The sequence below is a fragment of the Sodalis sp. RH14 genome (assembly GCF_047324285.1).
In the GTDB taxonomy this organism is placed as follows: Bacteria; Pseudomonadota; Gammaproteobacteria; order Enterobacterales; family Enterobacteriaceae; genus Acerihabitans.
Genome location: NZ_CP178739.1, coordinates 3,389,920 through 3,404,705, shown reverse-complemented (window position 1 = coordinate 3,404,705; position 14,786 = coordinate 3,389,920). Strand labels below are relative to the sequence as shown.

16 protein-coding genes are annotated in these 14,786 nt (G+C 60.4%); 13 read left to right on the top strand and 3 right to left on the bottom strand.

The genetic code is table 11. The features are described from left to right. Position 1 precedes the first annotated feature (1 nt). Together flhA and ACL2XQ_RS15485 are read left to right on the top strand one after the other, a co-directional pair. Complete coding sequence (flhA, locus tag ACL2XQ_RS15490; protein ID WP_410015410.1) at positions 2-2,089, top strand: flagellar biosynthesis protein FlhA; 2,088 nt, start codon at positions 2-4, stop codon at positions 2,087-2,089. After that, positions 2,086-2,730 (top strand): flagellar protein FlhE, encoded by a 645-nt coding sequence (locus ACL2XQ_RS15485; protein WP_413732896.1) that lies wholly within the window; start codon positions 2,086-2,088, stop codon positions 2,728-2,730. The genes flhA and ACL2XQ_RS15485 overlap by 4 nt, the downstream gene beginning before the upstream one ends. On the opposite strand, the gene ACL2XQ_RS15480 is transcribed toward ACL2XQ_RS15485, so the two are convergent. The 3 genes from ACL2XQ_RS15480 to flgA form a co-directional block, all read right to left on the bottom strand. Then, complete coding sequence (locus ACL2XQ_RS15480) at positions 2,720-3,163, bottom strand: flagella synthesis protein FlgN (RefSeq protein WP_413722609.1); 444 nt, start codon at positions 3,161-3,163, stop codon at positions 2,720-2,722. The genes ACL2XQ_RS15485 and ACL2XQ_RS15480 overlap by 11 nt on opposite strands. Positions 3,164-3,172: 9 nt before the next feature. Beyond that, on the bottom strand, positions 3,173-3,469 hold the full coding sequence (flgM, locus tag ACL2XQ_RS15475) for a flagellar biosynthesis anti-sigma factor FlgM (RefSeq protein WP_410015407.1): 297 nt from the start codon (positions 3,467-3,469) through the stop codon (positions 3,173-3,175). 96 nt (positions 3,470-3,565) lie between these two features. Further along, positions 3,566-4,312 (bottom strand): flagellar basal body P-ring formation chaperone FlgA, encoded by a 747-nt coding sequence (gene flgA / locus ACL2XQ_RS15470; RefSeq protein ID WP_413722610.1) that lies wholly within the window; start codon positions 4,310-4,312, stop codon positions 3,566-3,568. Between the two features lie 195 nt (positions 4,313-4,507). Between flgA and flgB the strand changes: the two genes are divergently transcribed. The 11 genes from flgB to flgL all read left to right on the top strand — a co-directional run bounded on the left by flgB (position 4,508) and on the right by flgL (position 14,679). Next, complete coding sequence (gene flgB, locus ACL2XQ_RS15465) at positions 4,508-4,918, top strand: flagellar basal body rod protein FlgB (RefSeq protein WP_413740526.1); 411 nt, start codon at positions 4,508-4,510, stop codon at positions 4,916-4,918. A 7-nt stretch (positions 4,919-4,925) separates the two neighbouring features. Further along, on the top strand, positions 4,926-5,330 hold the full coding sequence (gene flgC / locus ACL2XQ_RS15460) for a flagellar basal body rod protein FlgC (RefSeq protein WP_410015405.1): 405 nt from the start codon (positions 4,926-4,928) through the stop codon (positions 5,328-5,330). Between the two features lie 12 nt (positions 5,331-5,342). Then, the gene (flgD, locus tag ACL2XQ_RS15455; RefSeq protein WP_410015404.1) at positions 5,343-6,011 is read left to right on the top strand and encodes a flagellar hook assembly protein FlgD; all 669 of its coding nucleotides are present in this window, start codon (positions 5,343-5,345) and stop codon (positions 6,009-6,011) included. Between the two features lie 57 nt (positions 6,012-6,068). Then, entirely contained in the window at positions 6,069-7,274 is a 1,206-nt protein-coding gene (gene flgE / locus ACL2XQ_RS15450) for a flagellar hook protein FlgE (protein WP_413722611.1), read from the top strand. Positions 7,275-7,295: 21 nt separating this feature from the next. Further along, positions 7,296-8,054, top strand: a complete 759-nt coding sequence (locus tag ACL2XQ_RS15445) for a flagellar basal body rod protein FlgF (RefSeq protein WP_410015402.1) — start codon at positions 7,296-7,298, stop codon at positions 8,052-8,054. A 19-nt stretch (positions 8,055-8,073) separates the two neighbouring features. Further along, positions 8,074-8,856, top strand: coding sequence for a flagellar basal-body rod protein FlgG (gene flgG, locus ACL2XQ_RS15440; RefSeq protein WP_410015401.1), 783 nt, complete (start codon positions 8,074-8,076; stop codon positions 8,854-8,856). 270 nt (positions 8,857-9,126) lie between these two features. Beyond that, positions 9,127-9,753 carry a flagellar basal body L-ring protein FlgH gene (locus ACL2XQ_RS15435; protein WP_410016565.1) on the top strand — a complete coding sequence of 209 codons (627 nt, stop codon included), beginning with the start codon at positions 9,127-9,129 and terminating at the stop codon, positions 9,751-9,753. Between the two features lie 93 nt (positions 9,754-9,846). Then, positions 9,847-10,911 carry a flagellar basal body P-ring protein FlgI gene (locus ACL2XQ_RS15430; RefSeq protein WP_410016564.1) on the top strand — a complete coding sequence of 355 codons (1,065 nt, stop codon included), beginning with the start codon at positions 9,847-9,849 and terminating at the stop codon, positions 10,909-10,911. Further along, positions 10,911-11,885, top strand: coding sequence for a flagellar assembly peptidoglycan hydrolase FlgJ (gene flgJ, locus ACL2XQ_RS15425; protein ID WP_413739401.1), 975 nt, complete (start codon positions 10,911-10,913; stop codon positions 11,883-11,885). The genes ACL2XQ_RS15430 and flgJ overlap by 1 nt, the downstream gene beginning before the upstream one ends. 133 nt (positions 11,886-12,018) lie before the next feature. Beyond that, positions 12,019-13,665 carry a flagellar hook-associated protein FlgK gene (gene flgK / locus ACL2XQ_RS15420; RefSeq protein WP_413722614.1) on the top strand — a complete coding sequence of 549 codons (1,647 nt, stop codon included), beginning with the start codon at positions 12,019-12,021 and terminating at the stop codon, positions 13,663-13,665. Between the two features lie 48 nt (positions 13,666-13,713). Next, positions 13,714-14,679 (top strand): flagellar hook-associated protein FlgL, encoded by a 966-nt coding sequence (gene flgL / locus ACL2XQ_RS15415; RefSeq protein WP_413722615.1) that lies wholly within the window; start codon positions 13,714-13,716, stop codon positions 14,677-14,679. The last annotated feature ends 107 nt before the right edge of the window (positions 14,680-14,786 follow it).

Genomic DNA, 14,786 nt, shown 5'->3' with positions numbered 1-14,786 from the left:
TATGGCCAATCTGGTAGCATTATTACGTTTGCCTTCGAATTTCAAGACTATCCAATGGCAGATCCTGGCCGGGCCGGTATTGATTCTCATGATCCTGTCGATGATGGTGCTGCCGTTGCCGGCCCTGGTGCTGGATCTGCTGTTTACCTTTAATATCGCCCTGTCGATCATGGTGCTGCTGGTGGCGATGTTTACCCGCAAAACCCTCGAGTTCGCGGCCTTTCCCACCATCCTGCTGTTTTCCACTCTGCTCAGGCTGTCCCTGAACATCGCCTCGACGCGCATCATCCTGCTGCACGGCCATTCCGGCACCGCGGCGGCGGGCCGGGTCATCGAGGCGTTTGGCCATTTCCTGGTGGGGGGCAATTTCGCCATTGGTATCGTGGTGTTTATTATCCTGGTGGTGATCAACTTTATGGTGATCACCAAGGGGGCGGGACGTATCGCCGAAGTTGGGGCGCGTTTCGTGCTCGACGGCATGCCCGGCAAACAAATGGCCATCGACGCCGACCTCAACGCCGGCCTGATCGGCGAGGAGGAAGCTAAGAGCCGGCGCAGCGAAGTGACCCAGGAAGCGGATTTCTACGGCTCCATGGACGGGGCCAGTAAATTTGTGCGCGGCGACGCCATCGCCGGCCTGATGATCATGGTGATCAATGTGATCGGCGGGCTGCTGGTGGGCATGATCCAGCACGGCATGAGCCTGGGCAACGCGGCGGAAAGTTATACCCTGCTGACCATCGGCGACGGCCTGGTGGCGCAGATCCCGGCGCTGGTGATCTCCACCGCCGCGGGCGTTATCGTCACCCGCGTGGGCAGCAACGAGGACGTCGGCCAGCAAATGGTCGGCCAGCTGTTCAATAATCCGCGGGTGATGCTGCTGAGCGCCTGCGTGCTGGGGCTGCTCGGGCTGGTTCCCGGTATGCCCAACCTGGTGTTTTTATTCTTTACCGCCATGCTGCTGGGACTGGCCTGGTGGCTGCGTGGCAAGACCATGGACGGTCCCGCGGCCGAGGCGCCGCCCGCGGTGGCGCAGCAGGAAAACGCCTTCGCCAAGGAAGCCAGCTGGAGCGATGTGCAGCTGGAGGATCCGTTGGGCATGGAGGTGGGGTACCGTCTGATCCCCATGGTGGATTTCCAGCAGAACGGCGAGCTGTTGGGCCGTATCCGCAGTATCCGCAAAAAATTCGCCCAGGAAACCGGTTATCTCCCGCCGGTGGTGCATATCCGCGATAACCTGGAGCTGCAGCCCGCCAGTTACCGTATCCTGCTGAAAGGCGTTGAAATGGGGCGCGGCGAAGCCTACCCCGGTCGCTGGATGGCGATTAATCCCGGCGGCGCGGCGGGAGAACTGGCCGGCGACGTGACCCGCGATCCGGCGTTCGGCCTGCCGGCGGTCTGGATTGACAGCGCCCTGAAAGAGCAGGCGCAGATACAAGGCTACACCGTGGTCGAGGCCAGTACGGTGGTGGCCACCCATCTCAACCATCTGATCGGCATCCATGCCAGCGAATTGCTGGGCCGTCAGGAGACGCAGCAGTTGCTGGAACGCGTTACCCAGGAAATGCCGAAACTGACCGAAGACTTTATTCCCGGCACCCTGTCGCTGACGATTTTTCATAAAGTATTGCAAAACCTGCTGGCGGAAAGCGTGCCGATCCGCGATATGCGCACTATTATCGAAACCCTGGTCGAACATGCCCCGGTGCAAAAAGATCCGGCGGAGTTGACGGTCGTGGTGCGGGTGGCTCTGGGACGGGCTATTACCCAGCGCTGGTTTCCGGGCGACAGCGAAATCCAGGTTATCGGCCTGGATCTGGCGCTGGAGCGCGTCCTGCTGCAGGCGTTGCAAAGCGGCGGCGGACTGGAGCCGGGCATGGCGGATCGCGTGCTGGCCCAGGCCAGGGACGTATTGGCGCAGCAGGAAAACCTGAACGCGCCGCCTGTATTGCTGGTCAACCATAGCCTGCGCCCGCTGCTGGCGCGCTTTCTGCGCCGTACTCTGCCGCAGATGGCGGTGCTCTCCAACCTGGAGGTCAGCGACCAGCGGCAAATCCGCATGACCTCCATGCTGGGCGCCACCCAGTGACCGGGCGGCGGCAGCGGGTCAGGCGTCGTCCGCTGGCGGGGTATCTGGTTGCGGGGTATCTGGTTGCGGGCGCGCTAACCGGCCTGGCGCCGCTGGCCGCCGCCATGCCCGCACCGGGCAATGGCGTGCCGGTCGCCGGGGCGGCGCTTGGCGTCAGCGCGCGAGTGGTGGCGCCGGGGGGCGGTACGGGCCCTGTCCGTATGCCGCCTGCGGATCTTGCCGCGCGGCGCGCGGCGCCGGACGCCCCCGCGGGTTTTGGCCATCAGATCAAGGGCGGCGCGCAGGGAGGATGGCAGGGGACAGGGCAAATGCTGGTGCTTTCCCAGCGCGGCAGCGCCAAAAGCAGCCCGCCGATGCGCCCCTTCGCGCCTTTACCGACCGGGGTGCGCGTCACGTCGATCAACTGGCGGATAGAAACCGGGCGGCCATTGCCGTCACAGGTTGTTCTGGCGCTCTGCATGCCGGGGAAATGTGTTTATCTGGACGGCCTGGCCGGGCGCAGCGACGCCATGGCTGGCCAGCCCGCGGACAATCCGGTGACGCTATTGATACAAGTCGCTGGGCGCGGGGTGATAAATCAACCGCTGATAGTAAACCGCTACCAGGTGCTGGTGAATTACCAGGGAGACATTAAACGCTGAATTTGCGCCCGAGCGCGCTGCCGCCCAGGGCCTGGCCGTCGGGGCCGTACATGCGGCGCTGGGTTTGATATTCATCCAATACCGATAATACCTGATCGTTATGCTTAAGGTGCTGCGCCAGCAATAAACCGTTACGGTAGTTATTGCGGCTGAGATCTTCCGTCAGGCGCGTGATGGCCAGCCAAATCCGGTGCAGGCCGGGATGCGGCTCATAAGGAGGATTGCCGGCGTCGCTGGCTTGCGCCTGCTGCTGGCGGTGGTGATCCACATACTGCAGGGTGGTTAACTGCTCGTTTTTGTTTTCCGTCACCCGGTGCAGCAACGCCGTATTCACCTGGCCGGCGCTCAGTAAACGCTGTTCTTCCACCAGGGTCAGTTCCAATTGCTGCAAAATACCCAGCATCCGGGCGCAGATCTGTTCCAGTTCGTTCATGGCGGTCGCTTATTCATCCAGCATCGATTGCGTTTGCGCGATCAGCGCATCGGCAATTTTGCCGGTATCTATTTTTAATTCGCCGTTGCGGATCGCCTGCTTCAGGCTTTCCACCTTGGCGACGTTGATGTCATTGCTGCCGGGCTGGCGCAGTTGCGCCTGGGCATCGCTCAGCTTAACCCGCGTCTCTTCGCCGGGCGTGACGGCGGGAGCGGCGGCCTTGGCTTTCGGCGACTGGACAGTACCCTGGTCGTTACCCGGCAGGGTGGACAGGGGTCGTATCGGGCGCGTACTTTCAATACTCATACAATCTCGCTTAGGTAGGGGATAAATGGTGCTAAAGGCTTATCCTGAATTATCGGTCAAATTACCCAAAGCTTTAATTTTTAATCAGCGCGGCCGTTAAGGCTCAATGCGGATGCCGCCATCAGGGGTGACCTGGCCGACGACCATCTGGCCGGACTCCATCCGCACCCGCAGGCGATCGTTGACCGCCGCGTTGCCCATCGCCTTGCCGGTGCCTTGCACCGAAAATCCATCGCCCTGCGCCGTGACCTGCACGGGCTGGCCGGTTTTGACCAGCCAGGGACGACGCAGCATGGCGGCGGTCAATACCTGACCGCTGCCCAGGGCGCGTTCGCTGAGACTCCCGTAAACCCAGGCCATGTCGGTGAGCGGCGTCACGGACATGTTGTCCACGCGCCCGGTCTGCCAGACGACATCCCCCTGCGCCAGCGTCTGGTTAGCGGAAATGGCGCGGGCGGTGACCAGATAGCGATCCGTGACCTGCACCTCGGCCTGCACATAGCGTTTTTGATTGCCGCAGATCACCTGGACACTGATATTCCCCCGGGCGCGATTATTGGCGGGCAATGAAAACTGCGGCTGTTCGCAGTCCGGCCGGCGGGCGGCCGGCGTTTTTACCACCACCTTCAGCTCGACCGGCGGCGAGGCATATTGCCGCAGCAAAAAATCGGTCAGTCCCTCGGTAAGGCGATCGGCCGCCCGGGCGCCGGTGGACAACAGCAGGGCGCCCGCCATGCCATACAAAAAACCGTTGGCTACGCGCCGCGCCGCCATACGCCAAGCACCGCCCGCCGGCGCCCGCGTGGGTTCGCCCTCCGGCTGTTGTCTGTTTTGTCCGCTCACGCCATGACCTTGTCGGTGGAGGAATTGCTGTTACCCGCCTCTTTGCGCGATAACCCCGGAAAACAAGTGTACCGGTCCCCGTTTGCCGCCAATGGGTAAATTAGCGCTGCAATTCATGCTTATTCCAACGATAGGGAAGGGAATGTTGCGTCTAAGCTGGCAAGCATAAATCAGTATAGCCTTCTTAGGATAATGATGATTGATAAGCTTGATGCCGCCCTGCAATTCCAGCAGGAAGCCCTCAACCTGCGCGCGCAGCGTCAGGAAATACTTGCCGCCAATATCGCCAATGCCGATACCCCGGGCTATCAGGCGCGCGATATCGATTTTGCCAGCGAATTAAACAAAGCGATCACGCAGGGACGCGCCAGCGGCAACTCACTGTCGTTGACCACCACGTCGACGCGCCATATCGAGGCGTCCACCTCCGCCCCCGCCGCCAGGGAACTATTATACCGCGTGCCGGACCAGCCGGCCCTGGACGGCAATACCGTGGACATGGATCGCGAAAGAACGCAGTTTGCCGAAAACAGCCTGCAATATCAAACCGACCTGACGGTACTGGGCGGACAGATTAAAAACATGATGTCGGTGCTACAGGAGTAAATAGCCCATGGGTATGACTTCGATTTTTGCTATTTCCGGATCGGCGCTTACCGCGCAATCCCAGCGGATGAACGTGGCCGCCAGCAACCTGGCCAACGCGGACAGCGTCACCGGGCCGGACGGCCAGCCCTACCATGCCAAGGAAGTGGTGTTCCAGGTCGCGGCGCCCGCCGGGCAAGAAATAGGGGGCGTGCAGGTCAGCGGGGTGGTGGAATCGTCGGAAGCGGAAAAACTGGTCTTCCAGCCGGGCAACCCCATGGCGGATGAAAAAGGCTATGTGCGGATGCCGAATGTCAACGTGGTCGATGAGATGGTGAACAGCATGTCTGCCTCGCGCAGCTACCAGGCCAATATTGAAGTGCTGAACACCGCCAAAACCCTGATGCAAAAAACCCTGACGCTGGGTCAATAATCGGAGCAACCCATGAGCACCACCGTTAACACCAATAACACCACCGCCACGTCCGCCGCCACCAGTACCAGTAGCAGCAGCGCAGACCTGCAGAATCAGTTTCTGAAGCTGCTGGTGGCGCAGTTGCAAAACCAGGACCCGACCAATCCCATGGACAACGCGCAACTGACCACGCAACTGGCGCAGATCAGCACCCTCAGCGGCATTGAAAACCTCAATACCACCCTGGGGTCGATTTCCGGTCAGCTGACCACCAGCCAGTCGCTGCAGGCGTCCACCCTGGTCGGCCACGGCGTGATGATCGACGGCAGCGGCATTCTGGTGGGCGCCGATAGCTCCACCACGCCGTTCGGCGTGTCGCTGGATAATGCGTCCGCCACCACCACCGTCACCGTTAAGGATTCCGCCGGCACCGTGGTGCGCACCGTCGATCTCGGCGCGCAAACCGCCGGCGTGCATAGCTTTTCCTGGGACGGTACCAACGATGCCGGCGCCGCCGTACCGGAAGGGGCCTACACCTTCACGGTGGCCGCGACAACGGCGGCCGGCGCCAGCGTGGTGAGCACGCCGTTGCAATACGCCGCGGTCTATGGCGTGAACAACAATGCCACCGGCGGCACGGAGCTGAACCTTGGCCTGGCCGGCAACATCACGCTGGATAAGGTTCGTCAAATCATCTAATGGGCACGGGCGCCGTCGAGCGCGGCAGGCCGGGTGTTTTTACCACAGGAGAGTCAAATGGGTTTTTCACAAGCGGTCAGCGGGTTGAATGCCGCCTCAAATAATTTAAACGTTATCGGTAACAATATCGCCAACTCCGAAACCAGCGGCTTTAAATCAGCTTCCGTGTCCTTTGCCGATGTCTACGCCAGCTCCCAGGTGGGGCTGGGGGTCAAGGTGGCCTCGGTGTCGCAGAATTTCAAGGACGGCACGGTGAACACCACCGATAATAATCTGAACGTGGCGATTTCCAACAGCGGCTTTTTCCGCCTGACGGACGCCAGCGGTTCGGTGTATTACTCCCGAAACGGCGATTGGCATCTGGATCCTGAGCGCAACCTGGTTACCACCAGCGGCCTGAACGTGACCGGCTATGCCGCCACCGGCACGCCGCCGACCATACAGCAGGGCGCCAATCCGGTTAATCTCACCATCCCGACCACCGGCATGACGGCGAAAGCCACCACCACCGGCTCTATGACGCTGAAACTCAACTCCGGCTCGGCGATACTCGACGACACCAAGTTCAGCGCCGCCGATACCACCTCCTATAGTTTCGCGCAGCCGCTGACCACCTACGACAGTCTCGGCAATCCGCATAATATGAGCTTCTATTTTGTCAAGACCGCGGATAACACCTGGAAAGTGCATAGCATCGACGGCAGCGACAGCACCGGCACGGTCGACGATCTTGGCACCCTGTCCTTCGACACCAACGGCCAACTGACCGGCACCGATAATTTTAATGTCGCTATGAGCGGCGTTAACGGCTCCCTCGCCGGCGCATTCAATATCAGCTTTAAGGGTTCCCAGCAGCAGTACACCACGACCAGCAGCGTCAGCGGCCAGGATCAGAACGGCTATTACGCCGGCGATCTGACCAAGTATGCCATCAATGACGACGGCACCATCACCGGCACCTACTCCAACGGCCAGAACCAGTTGCTGGGACAAATCGTGCTGGCCAACTTCGCCAATCCTCAGGGGCTGAAATCCGACGGCAATAACGTCTGGACCGCCACGTCCGCGTCAGGGCAGGCCGTGGTCGGCACCGCCGGCAGCGGTAATTTCGGTTCGCTGACCCCGGAAGCGCTGGAAAGCTCCAACGTCGATCTGAGCAAGGAGCTGGTCAATCTGATTGTCGCCCAGCGCGATTATCAATCGAACGCGCAGACCATCAAGGCGCAGGACACGATTATGCAAACGCTGGTCAACTTAAGCTGACCACTCTGACGGAATAAGCCAATGGATCACGCAATTTATACCGCTATGGGCGCCGCCGGCCAGACCCTTGACCAGCAGGCGATCATTACCAATAACCTGGCCAACGCCTCGACGCCGGGGTTTCGCGCGCAGCTGTTCGCCATGCGGGCGGTGCCCATCGAGGGCCAGACCCTGCCGACGCGCACGCTGGTGGTCGCCTCGACCCCCGGCGCGCTGATGACCCAGGGGCCATTGGATAACACCGATCGCCCCCTGGATGTGGCGGTTCAGGATCAGGGCTGGCTGGCGGTGCAACTGCCCGACGGCACCGAGGCCTATACCCGTAACGGTAATATGCAGGTGGACGCTACCGGCCAATTGCTGATCCAGGGATATCCCGTCATGGGGCAAGGCGGTCCGCTGACGGTGCCGACCCAATCGGCCATTACGGTTGCGGCCGACGGTACCGTTTCGGCGCTGGGCGACGGCGACGCGCCCAACACCATCGGGCCGGTAGGGCAGCTTAAGCGGGTTAAACCCGCCGACGACAGCCAGCTGGAGCGCGGCGACGACGGCTTATTTCATCTTACCGCCGCCGCCAGCGCCGCGACGGGAGGAACCTTGCCCAACGACGAGACCATTAAGGTCATGCCCGGCGTGCTTGAAGGCAGTAACGTCAACACCGCGGAAACCCTGGTGGATATGATTGGCAGCGCCCGGCGTTTCGAAATGCAGATGAAGGTTATCGCCGATGTCGATCAAAACGCGGAGCATGCCAACCAGCTGCTTTCACTTAGCTAATTTTCGGGAGTATTAACGGATGATCCGTTCATTATGGATTGCCAAAACGGGTCTGGATGCACAGCAGACCAATATGGATGTGATTTCCAATAACCTGGCGAACGTCAGCACCAACGGCTTTAAACGCCAGCGGGCGGTATTCGAGGATTTGCTGTACCAAACGGTACGCCAGCCTGGCGCGCAGTCGTCGGAACAAACCACCCTGCCTTCCGGATTACAGCTGGGTACCGGGGTACGGCCTGTCTCTACCGAACGCCTGCACAGCCAGGGCAATCTTCAGCAGACGGAAAACACCAAAGACGTCGCCATTAACGGCAAAGGCTTTTTTCAGGTGCAAATGCCCGACGGCACCACCGCCTATACCCGCGACGGTTCGTTCCAGGTCAATCAAAACGGCCAGTTGGTGACCTCCAGCGGCTATCTTATCCAGCCGGCGATTACCGTGCCGGAAAATGCCCTGACCGTCGCAGTGGCCCGTGACGGGGTGGTGAGCGTCACCACCCAGGGGCAGGCCGCCGCCAGCCAGGTCGGCCAGCTCACGTTGAGTAATTTTATCAACGAGGCCGGTTTGCAGAGCCTGGGCGAAAATCTCTATCAGGAAACCGACAGCTCCGGCGCGCCGAATGAATCCACGCCGGGCCAGAATGGCGTCGGATTGTTGTACCAGGGGTACGTGGAAACCTCCAACGTCAATGTGGCGGAGGAATTGGTGGACATGATCCAGGTGCAGCGCGCTTATGAAATCAACAGCAAAGCCGTTACCGCCTCTGATGCCATGCTGCAAAAGCTGACGCAGCTCTAAACCGGGTAAAGGCATAGGTTACGTTGTAACATTAAATCAGCATTTCGTTACAACGTAACATATCGCCGATCATGGCGGATTTTTTTAAGTGACGGTGTCACGATCAACCGCGCTTCGCGGCGGCTGATTTGCCGGCCAGGATAGACAGGTCATATGAAACTGAAAAAGAGTACCTATGCATCGCCAGCAGCCAGGCCGGCGTTTCCGGGCCGGCCTCTGGCGCGCGTACTGGCGGCGCTCGGCCTGTTGACGCTGCAGGGCTGTGCGTATATGCCGCATAAAAACCTGGTGGAAGGCGAAACCAGCGCCCAGCCGGCGCCGGCTTCAATGCCCATTGCCAATGGATCGATTTTCCAGGCGGTGCAGCCGATGAACTACGGTTACCAGCCCTTGTTCGAGGACCGGCGGCCGCGCAACGTCGGCGATATCCTGACCATCACCTTGCAGGAAAACGTCAGCGCCAGCAAAAGCTCCTCCGCCAATACGGCGCGCAAGTCGTCCAATACGCTCAACCTGGCCACCACGCCCGCCATGCTGACCGGCGCCATCGGCAACGGCAAGGTGGATCTGGACGCCGCCGGCACCAATGATTTTGACGGCAAGGGTGGCGCCACCGCCAAAAATACCTTTACCGGCACTATTACCGTGACCGTGCAGCAGGTACTGGCCAACGGCAACCTGAAAGTCGTGGGCGAAAAGCAGATCGCCATTAACCAGGGCGCCGAATATATTCGTTTTTCCGGCATCGTCAACCCGCGCACCATTAACGGCAACAATGCAGTGGTATCCACCCAGGTGGCGGACGCGCGCATCGAATACGTCGGCAAAGGCTATATCAACGAAGCGCAGGAAATGGGCTGGCTGCAGCGCTTCTTCCTTAATATTTCACCCTTTTAACAGGCGGCCGGCACCATGCGGATTTCAACTTTACCCTTACGGTTAACCGCCGCCATCGCCGGGCGGTATCTCGCCTGCGCGCTGGCGCTGGCAATGTGCCTACAACCGGCCGGCGCGGAGCGCCTGCGCGATCTGGTGGATATCCAGGGTGTTCGCGATAACCCCTTGATCGGCTACGGGCTGGTGGTGGGGCTGGACGGCACCGGCGACCAGACCACGCAAACGCCGTTTACCACCCAAAGTCTGACCAATATGCTTTCGCAGATGGGCATTACGGTCCCCAGCGGCACCAATATGCAGCTGAAAAATGTGGCTGCGGTAATGGTGACCGCCAATTTCCCGGCGTTTGCGCGCGCCGGCCAGAATATCGACATCGTGGTTTCGTCCATGGGATCGGCTAAAAGCCTGCGCGGCGGCACGTTGCTGATGACGCCGCTAAAGGGATCGGATAACCAGGTCTATGCCCTGGCGCAGGGCAATTTGCTGGTGGGCGGCTCGGGCGCCTCGTCCGGCGGCAGCAAAGTGCAAATCAACCAGCTGGCCGGCGGGCGCATTAACAACGGCGCGGTGATTGAGCGCGAGCTGCCCAGTACCTTCGGCGCCAGCCGCGTCCTGACGCTGCAGCTCAAGCAGGAAAATTTCAGCCTGGCGCAGCGCATCAGCGACGCCATTAACGGCCAGAACGGCATGGGGATCGCCCGCGCCCTGGATGCGCGCACCATCGAGCTGCAGATGCCGGCCAATAACAGCAGCCAGGTCCGTTTCCTGGCGCAAATCCAGGATATCAATATTGCCATGGGTGAGATGGATGCCAAGGTGATTATTAATTCACGCACCGGTTCGGTGGTGATGAACCGTAACGTGATGCTGGACACCTGCGCCGTGGCCCAGGGCAACCTGTCGGTGGTGGTGAATAACCAGCAAAACGTCAGCCAGCCGGATACCCCGTTTGGCGGCGGCCAAACGGTGGTCACCAATCAAACGCAGATTTCGGTTAACCAAAGCGGCGGCTCGCTGCAGCAGGTCACTTCCAGCGCCAGCCTGAACAACGTTATCCGTACCCTTAACTCCCTGGGCGCCACGCCCAATGACCTGATGTCGATTTTGCAGGCTATGCACAGCGCCGGCTGCCTCCAGGCGACGCTGGAGATCATCTGATGGAGCTTAACGCCACCACCGATTTTTCATCCGCCGCCTATGATGTCAAGTCGCTGCAAAAGCTGCATAACCAGGCGGCGCAGTCCTCGCCGCAGGCGCTGAATGCGGTGGCGAAACAGGTGGAGGGTCTGTTTGTACAGATGATGCTGAAAAGCATGCGCGCCGCGCTGCCCAAGGGCGGGGTATTCTCAAGCGACCAAACGGAACTGTTCACCAGCCTCTACGACCAGCAGATGTCCCAACAGCTCACCGCCAAGGGGCTGGGCCTGGCGGATATGATGGTTAAACAGCTTGGCGGTCAGAACGCCGCGGCGGAGGCGGCGAAAAATCCCGTTCCCGCGGCCCTTTCCCAGGCCGATACGCCGGTCAGCGCCAACGTCATTAACTCGCAATTTATGTCGCCCGCGCTGCTGGGAGAATACTGGCGACGCGATCGTCAGCAATCCGCGCCGGCGCCGGTGGCGGCAACGCCCGGCGGGGCAAGTTTTACCGAACGCCTGTCGATCCCGGCGATGATTGCCAGCCGGCAAAGCGGCATTCCCCATCACCTGATTATGGCGCAGGCGGCGCTGGAATCAGACTGGGGCAAGCGGGAAATTCCCGCCGGCGACGGCAAGACCAGCTTCAACCTGTTCGGCATCAAAGCGTCCGACGACTGGCAGGGCAAGACCACCACCATCACCACGACGGAATACCAGAATGGCCAGGCGGTGAAGGTGCAGCAGAAATTCCGGGTCTATGACTCCTACCTGGACGCCCTGGGCGACTATATTCATGTCCTGACGGACAACCCGCGTTATCGCGAGGTGGTGAACGCCGTCCAGCCGGAGGCCGGGGCCTATGCGCTGCAGCGCGCCGGCTACGCCACCGATCCGGCGTACGCCGCCAAGCTTATCCGGATTATCACCCAATTGAAGCACGGCGCCCAGGAGGCGGCCAAATCCTACGGTAGCGATCTGGGCGGGCTGTTCTAGGCGAGCGGGGGCGCGTGGTTTTTTTGCCGCGGCGCTCAAGTTTGTCCCGGTGCGGACGATATAGATATAAAGGGTGGAGCGCGCCGTCGCAGGTGAACCGGGCGTCATCGTCTCCCCGGCATAAGGAAAAACGATGTCCAATACGTTAGTGAATATTGCCTCCAGCGGCATCCAGGCCGCGCAGGCCGCGCAGAACGCGGTGGCGAACAACATCAGCAATGTGTACGTCCCGGGTTATAATCGCCAGACCGCGCAGCTGTCGGAAAAACTGACCAGCGGCATTTCCGGCAACGGCGTCTCGGTGACCGGCGTCAGCCGCGCCTATGATTCCCTGGTGGTGAACCAGCTGCGCTCCGCGTCGTCCACTTATGCCGCCTCCAGCAGTTATTACGACCAGATTTCGCAAATCAACACCCTGCTGTCGAACACCGACAGCGATCTGTCCACCATGGTCAGCACGTTTTTCAGCAGTATCCAGTCGCTGAGCAGCAACGCGCAGGACAACGCGGCGCGCCAGACGGTGATCAGCAGCTCGCAAAGCCTGGTCAACCAGTTTAAAAGCGCCAACACCTATCTGCAGAATATGGACGACGGCATCAATCAGCAGCTTTCCTCCAGCGCCGATCAGATCAACGTTTACGCCAAGCAAATCGCCAATCTTAACGATCAAATCGTGCGCCAGGGCGGGGGCGATACGTCCAATGCCCTGCTGGATCAGCGCGATCAGCTGGTCAGCGAGCTTAACGGCATCGTCGGGGTAACGGCCAGCGTCCAGGATAATAATTCGGTTAACCTGACCTTCGGCAACGGCCTGACGCTGGTGCAGGGCAGCAGCGCCTACCAGGTCAAGGCGGTGACATCAAGCGCCGACCCGTCGCGCAGCACCCTTGCCTATGACCGTGGCACCGGCACCCCAAGCGAAATTGATGAAAAAAGCCTGACCACCGGCAGCGTCGGCGGTTTGCTCAGCTTCCGCTCCGGCGCCCTGGACGATGCCCGCAACCGTCTCGGCCAGATTGCCCTGGGACTGGCCGGCAGCTTTAATGAGACGCATAAACTCGGCGTTGATCTTAACGGCGATGCCGGTGAGGATTTTTTCAGCTTCAGCGACCCTACCGTCAGCGCCAATAGCAAAAATACCGGCACCGCGGTGATGACCGTCACCTACAGCGATACCAGCGCGGTCAAGGCCAGCGATTATAATGTCAAATATTCCGGCGGCGCCTGGCAGGTAACGCGCGCCAGCGACGGTGCTGCCGTCGACCTCACGCCCGCGCCCGTCACCGACGCCGCGGGCAACACCACCATGAGTTTCGACGGGCTTAGCGTCGCCATCAGCAGCGGGGCGGCGAGCAACGATAAATACACTATCAATACCGTCAGCAATGTCATCAACAGCCTGAACGTGGCGATTACCGACCCGGCCAAGATTGCCGCCGGTCTCGACGACAGCGCCGGCGGCGAAAGCGACAACCGCAACGCGAAGGCGCTGCTGGCGCTGCAAACCACCAAAGTGATTGGCGGAACGGCGACGATCAGCACGGCCTACGCGACGCTTGTGAGCAATATCGGCACCAATACCAGCAACGCCGACGTGACCAGCACCGCGCAATCCAATATCGTCGATCAACTGACCGAGCGGCAACAATCCATCTCGGGCGTTAACCTGGACGAGGAGTATATCGACCTCACGCGTTATCAGCAGTATTACCAGGCCAATGCCAAAGTGCTCAATACCGCCAGCGATGTGTTTAATTCGCTGCTATCGGCGCTCAGTTAAACGGCCCGCGGGCCACTCATTTACGTCTAAGCGGAAAGGATAAACACCATGCGTTTAAGTACCAGCATGATTTATCAGCAGAATCTGAACAGCATTACCAACGCCTACGGCAAATGGCAGGCCACCGGCACCCAGTTGGCCACCGGCAACCGGGTGAATTCCCCGGCCGACGATCCCATCGCCGCATCGCAGGCGGTGGCCGTCAACCAGATGCAGGCGCAGGGCGCGCAATATTCCGCGGCGCGCAGCACATCCGAGGCCAGCCTGTCGCTGGAGAGCACCGTGCTCGATCAGGTGACCACCGCGATCCAGGGTATCCAGACGCTGCTGGTGCAGGCCGGGGACGGTACCCAGGGCGATTCGGACCGGCAGTCGCTGGCGACCAAGCTGCAATCCTATAAGGATCAGCTGCTGACGCTGGCCAATACCCAAGATTCCAACGGCAACTATATGTTCGCCGGCTACAAGACCGAGACCGCGCCATTTGTGCAGGATGCCGACGGCAACGTCACCTACGTCGGCGGCACCGAGGCGGTCAGCCAGGACGTGGATTCGAGCCGCACCATGACTATCGGCGATACCGGCAAGACGGTTTTTGACAGCCTGGCCGCCGGTTATACCGTCGAACCGGACAGTACTGCCAGTGAAACCAACGTCTTCAATTCCATCAACCTGGCGCTGAACGCGTTGAACACGCCCCAAGACGACGCGGATGACGCCACCCGCGCCCAGTACACCGCCGATATGGCCAAAGCCCAGCGCGGCATGGCCAACTCGCTGGATAACGTCTTGTCGGTGCAGTCGTCGACAGGCAGCAAATTAAATGAACTGGACACGCTTGATACCATCGGCACCGACCGGACCACTATTTATACCACCCGGCTTAACGACTTGATTGGCGCGGACCCTTACCAGGTGATTTCCGATTACAGCAAACAGCAGGTGGCGCTGCAGGCGTCCTACGCCACGTTTAACGCCATGCAGAAGCTGTCGCTGTTCCAGACCAATCAATAACCAGGCACCAAACCCGTCCGGTGGCTCTGGCGGGTGATTTTGGGCGGGTAATCATGTGTGCCGGCCCTGTTGGTATGCCATTCGGGTAACGACGGATGGCATACCTT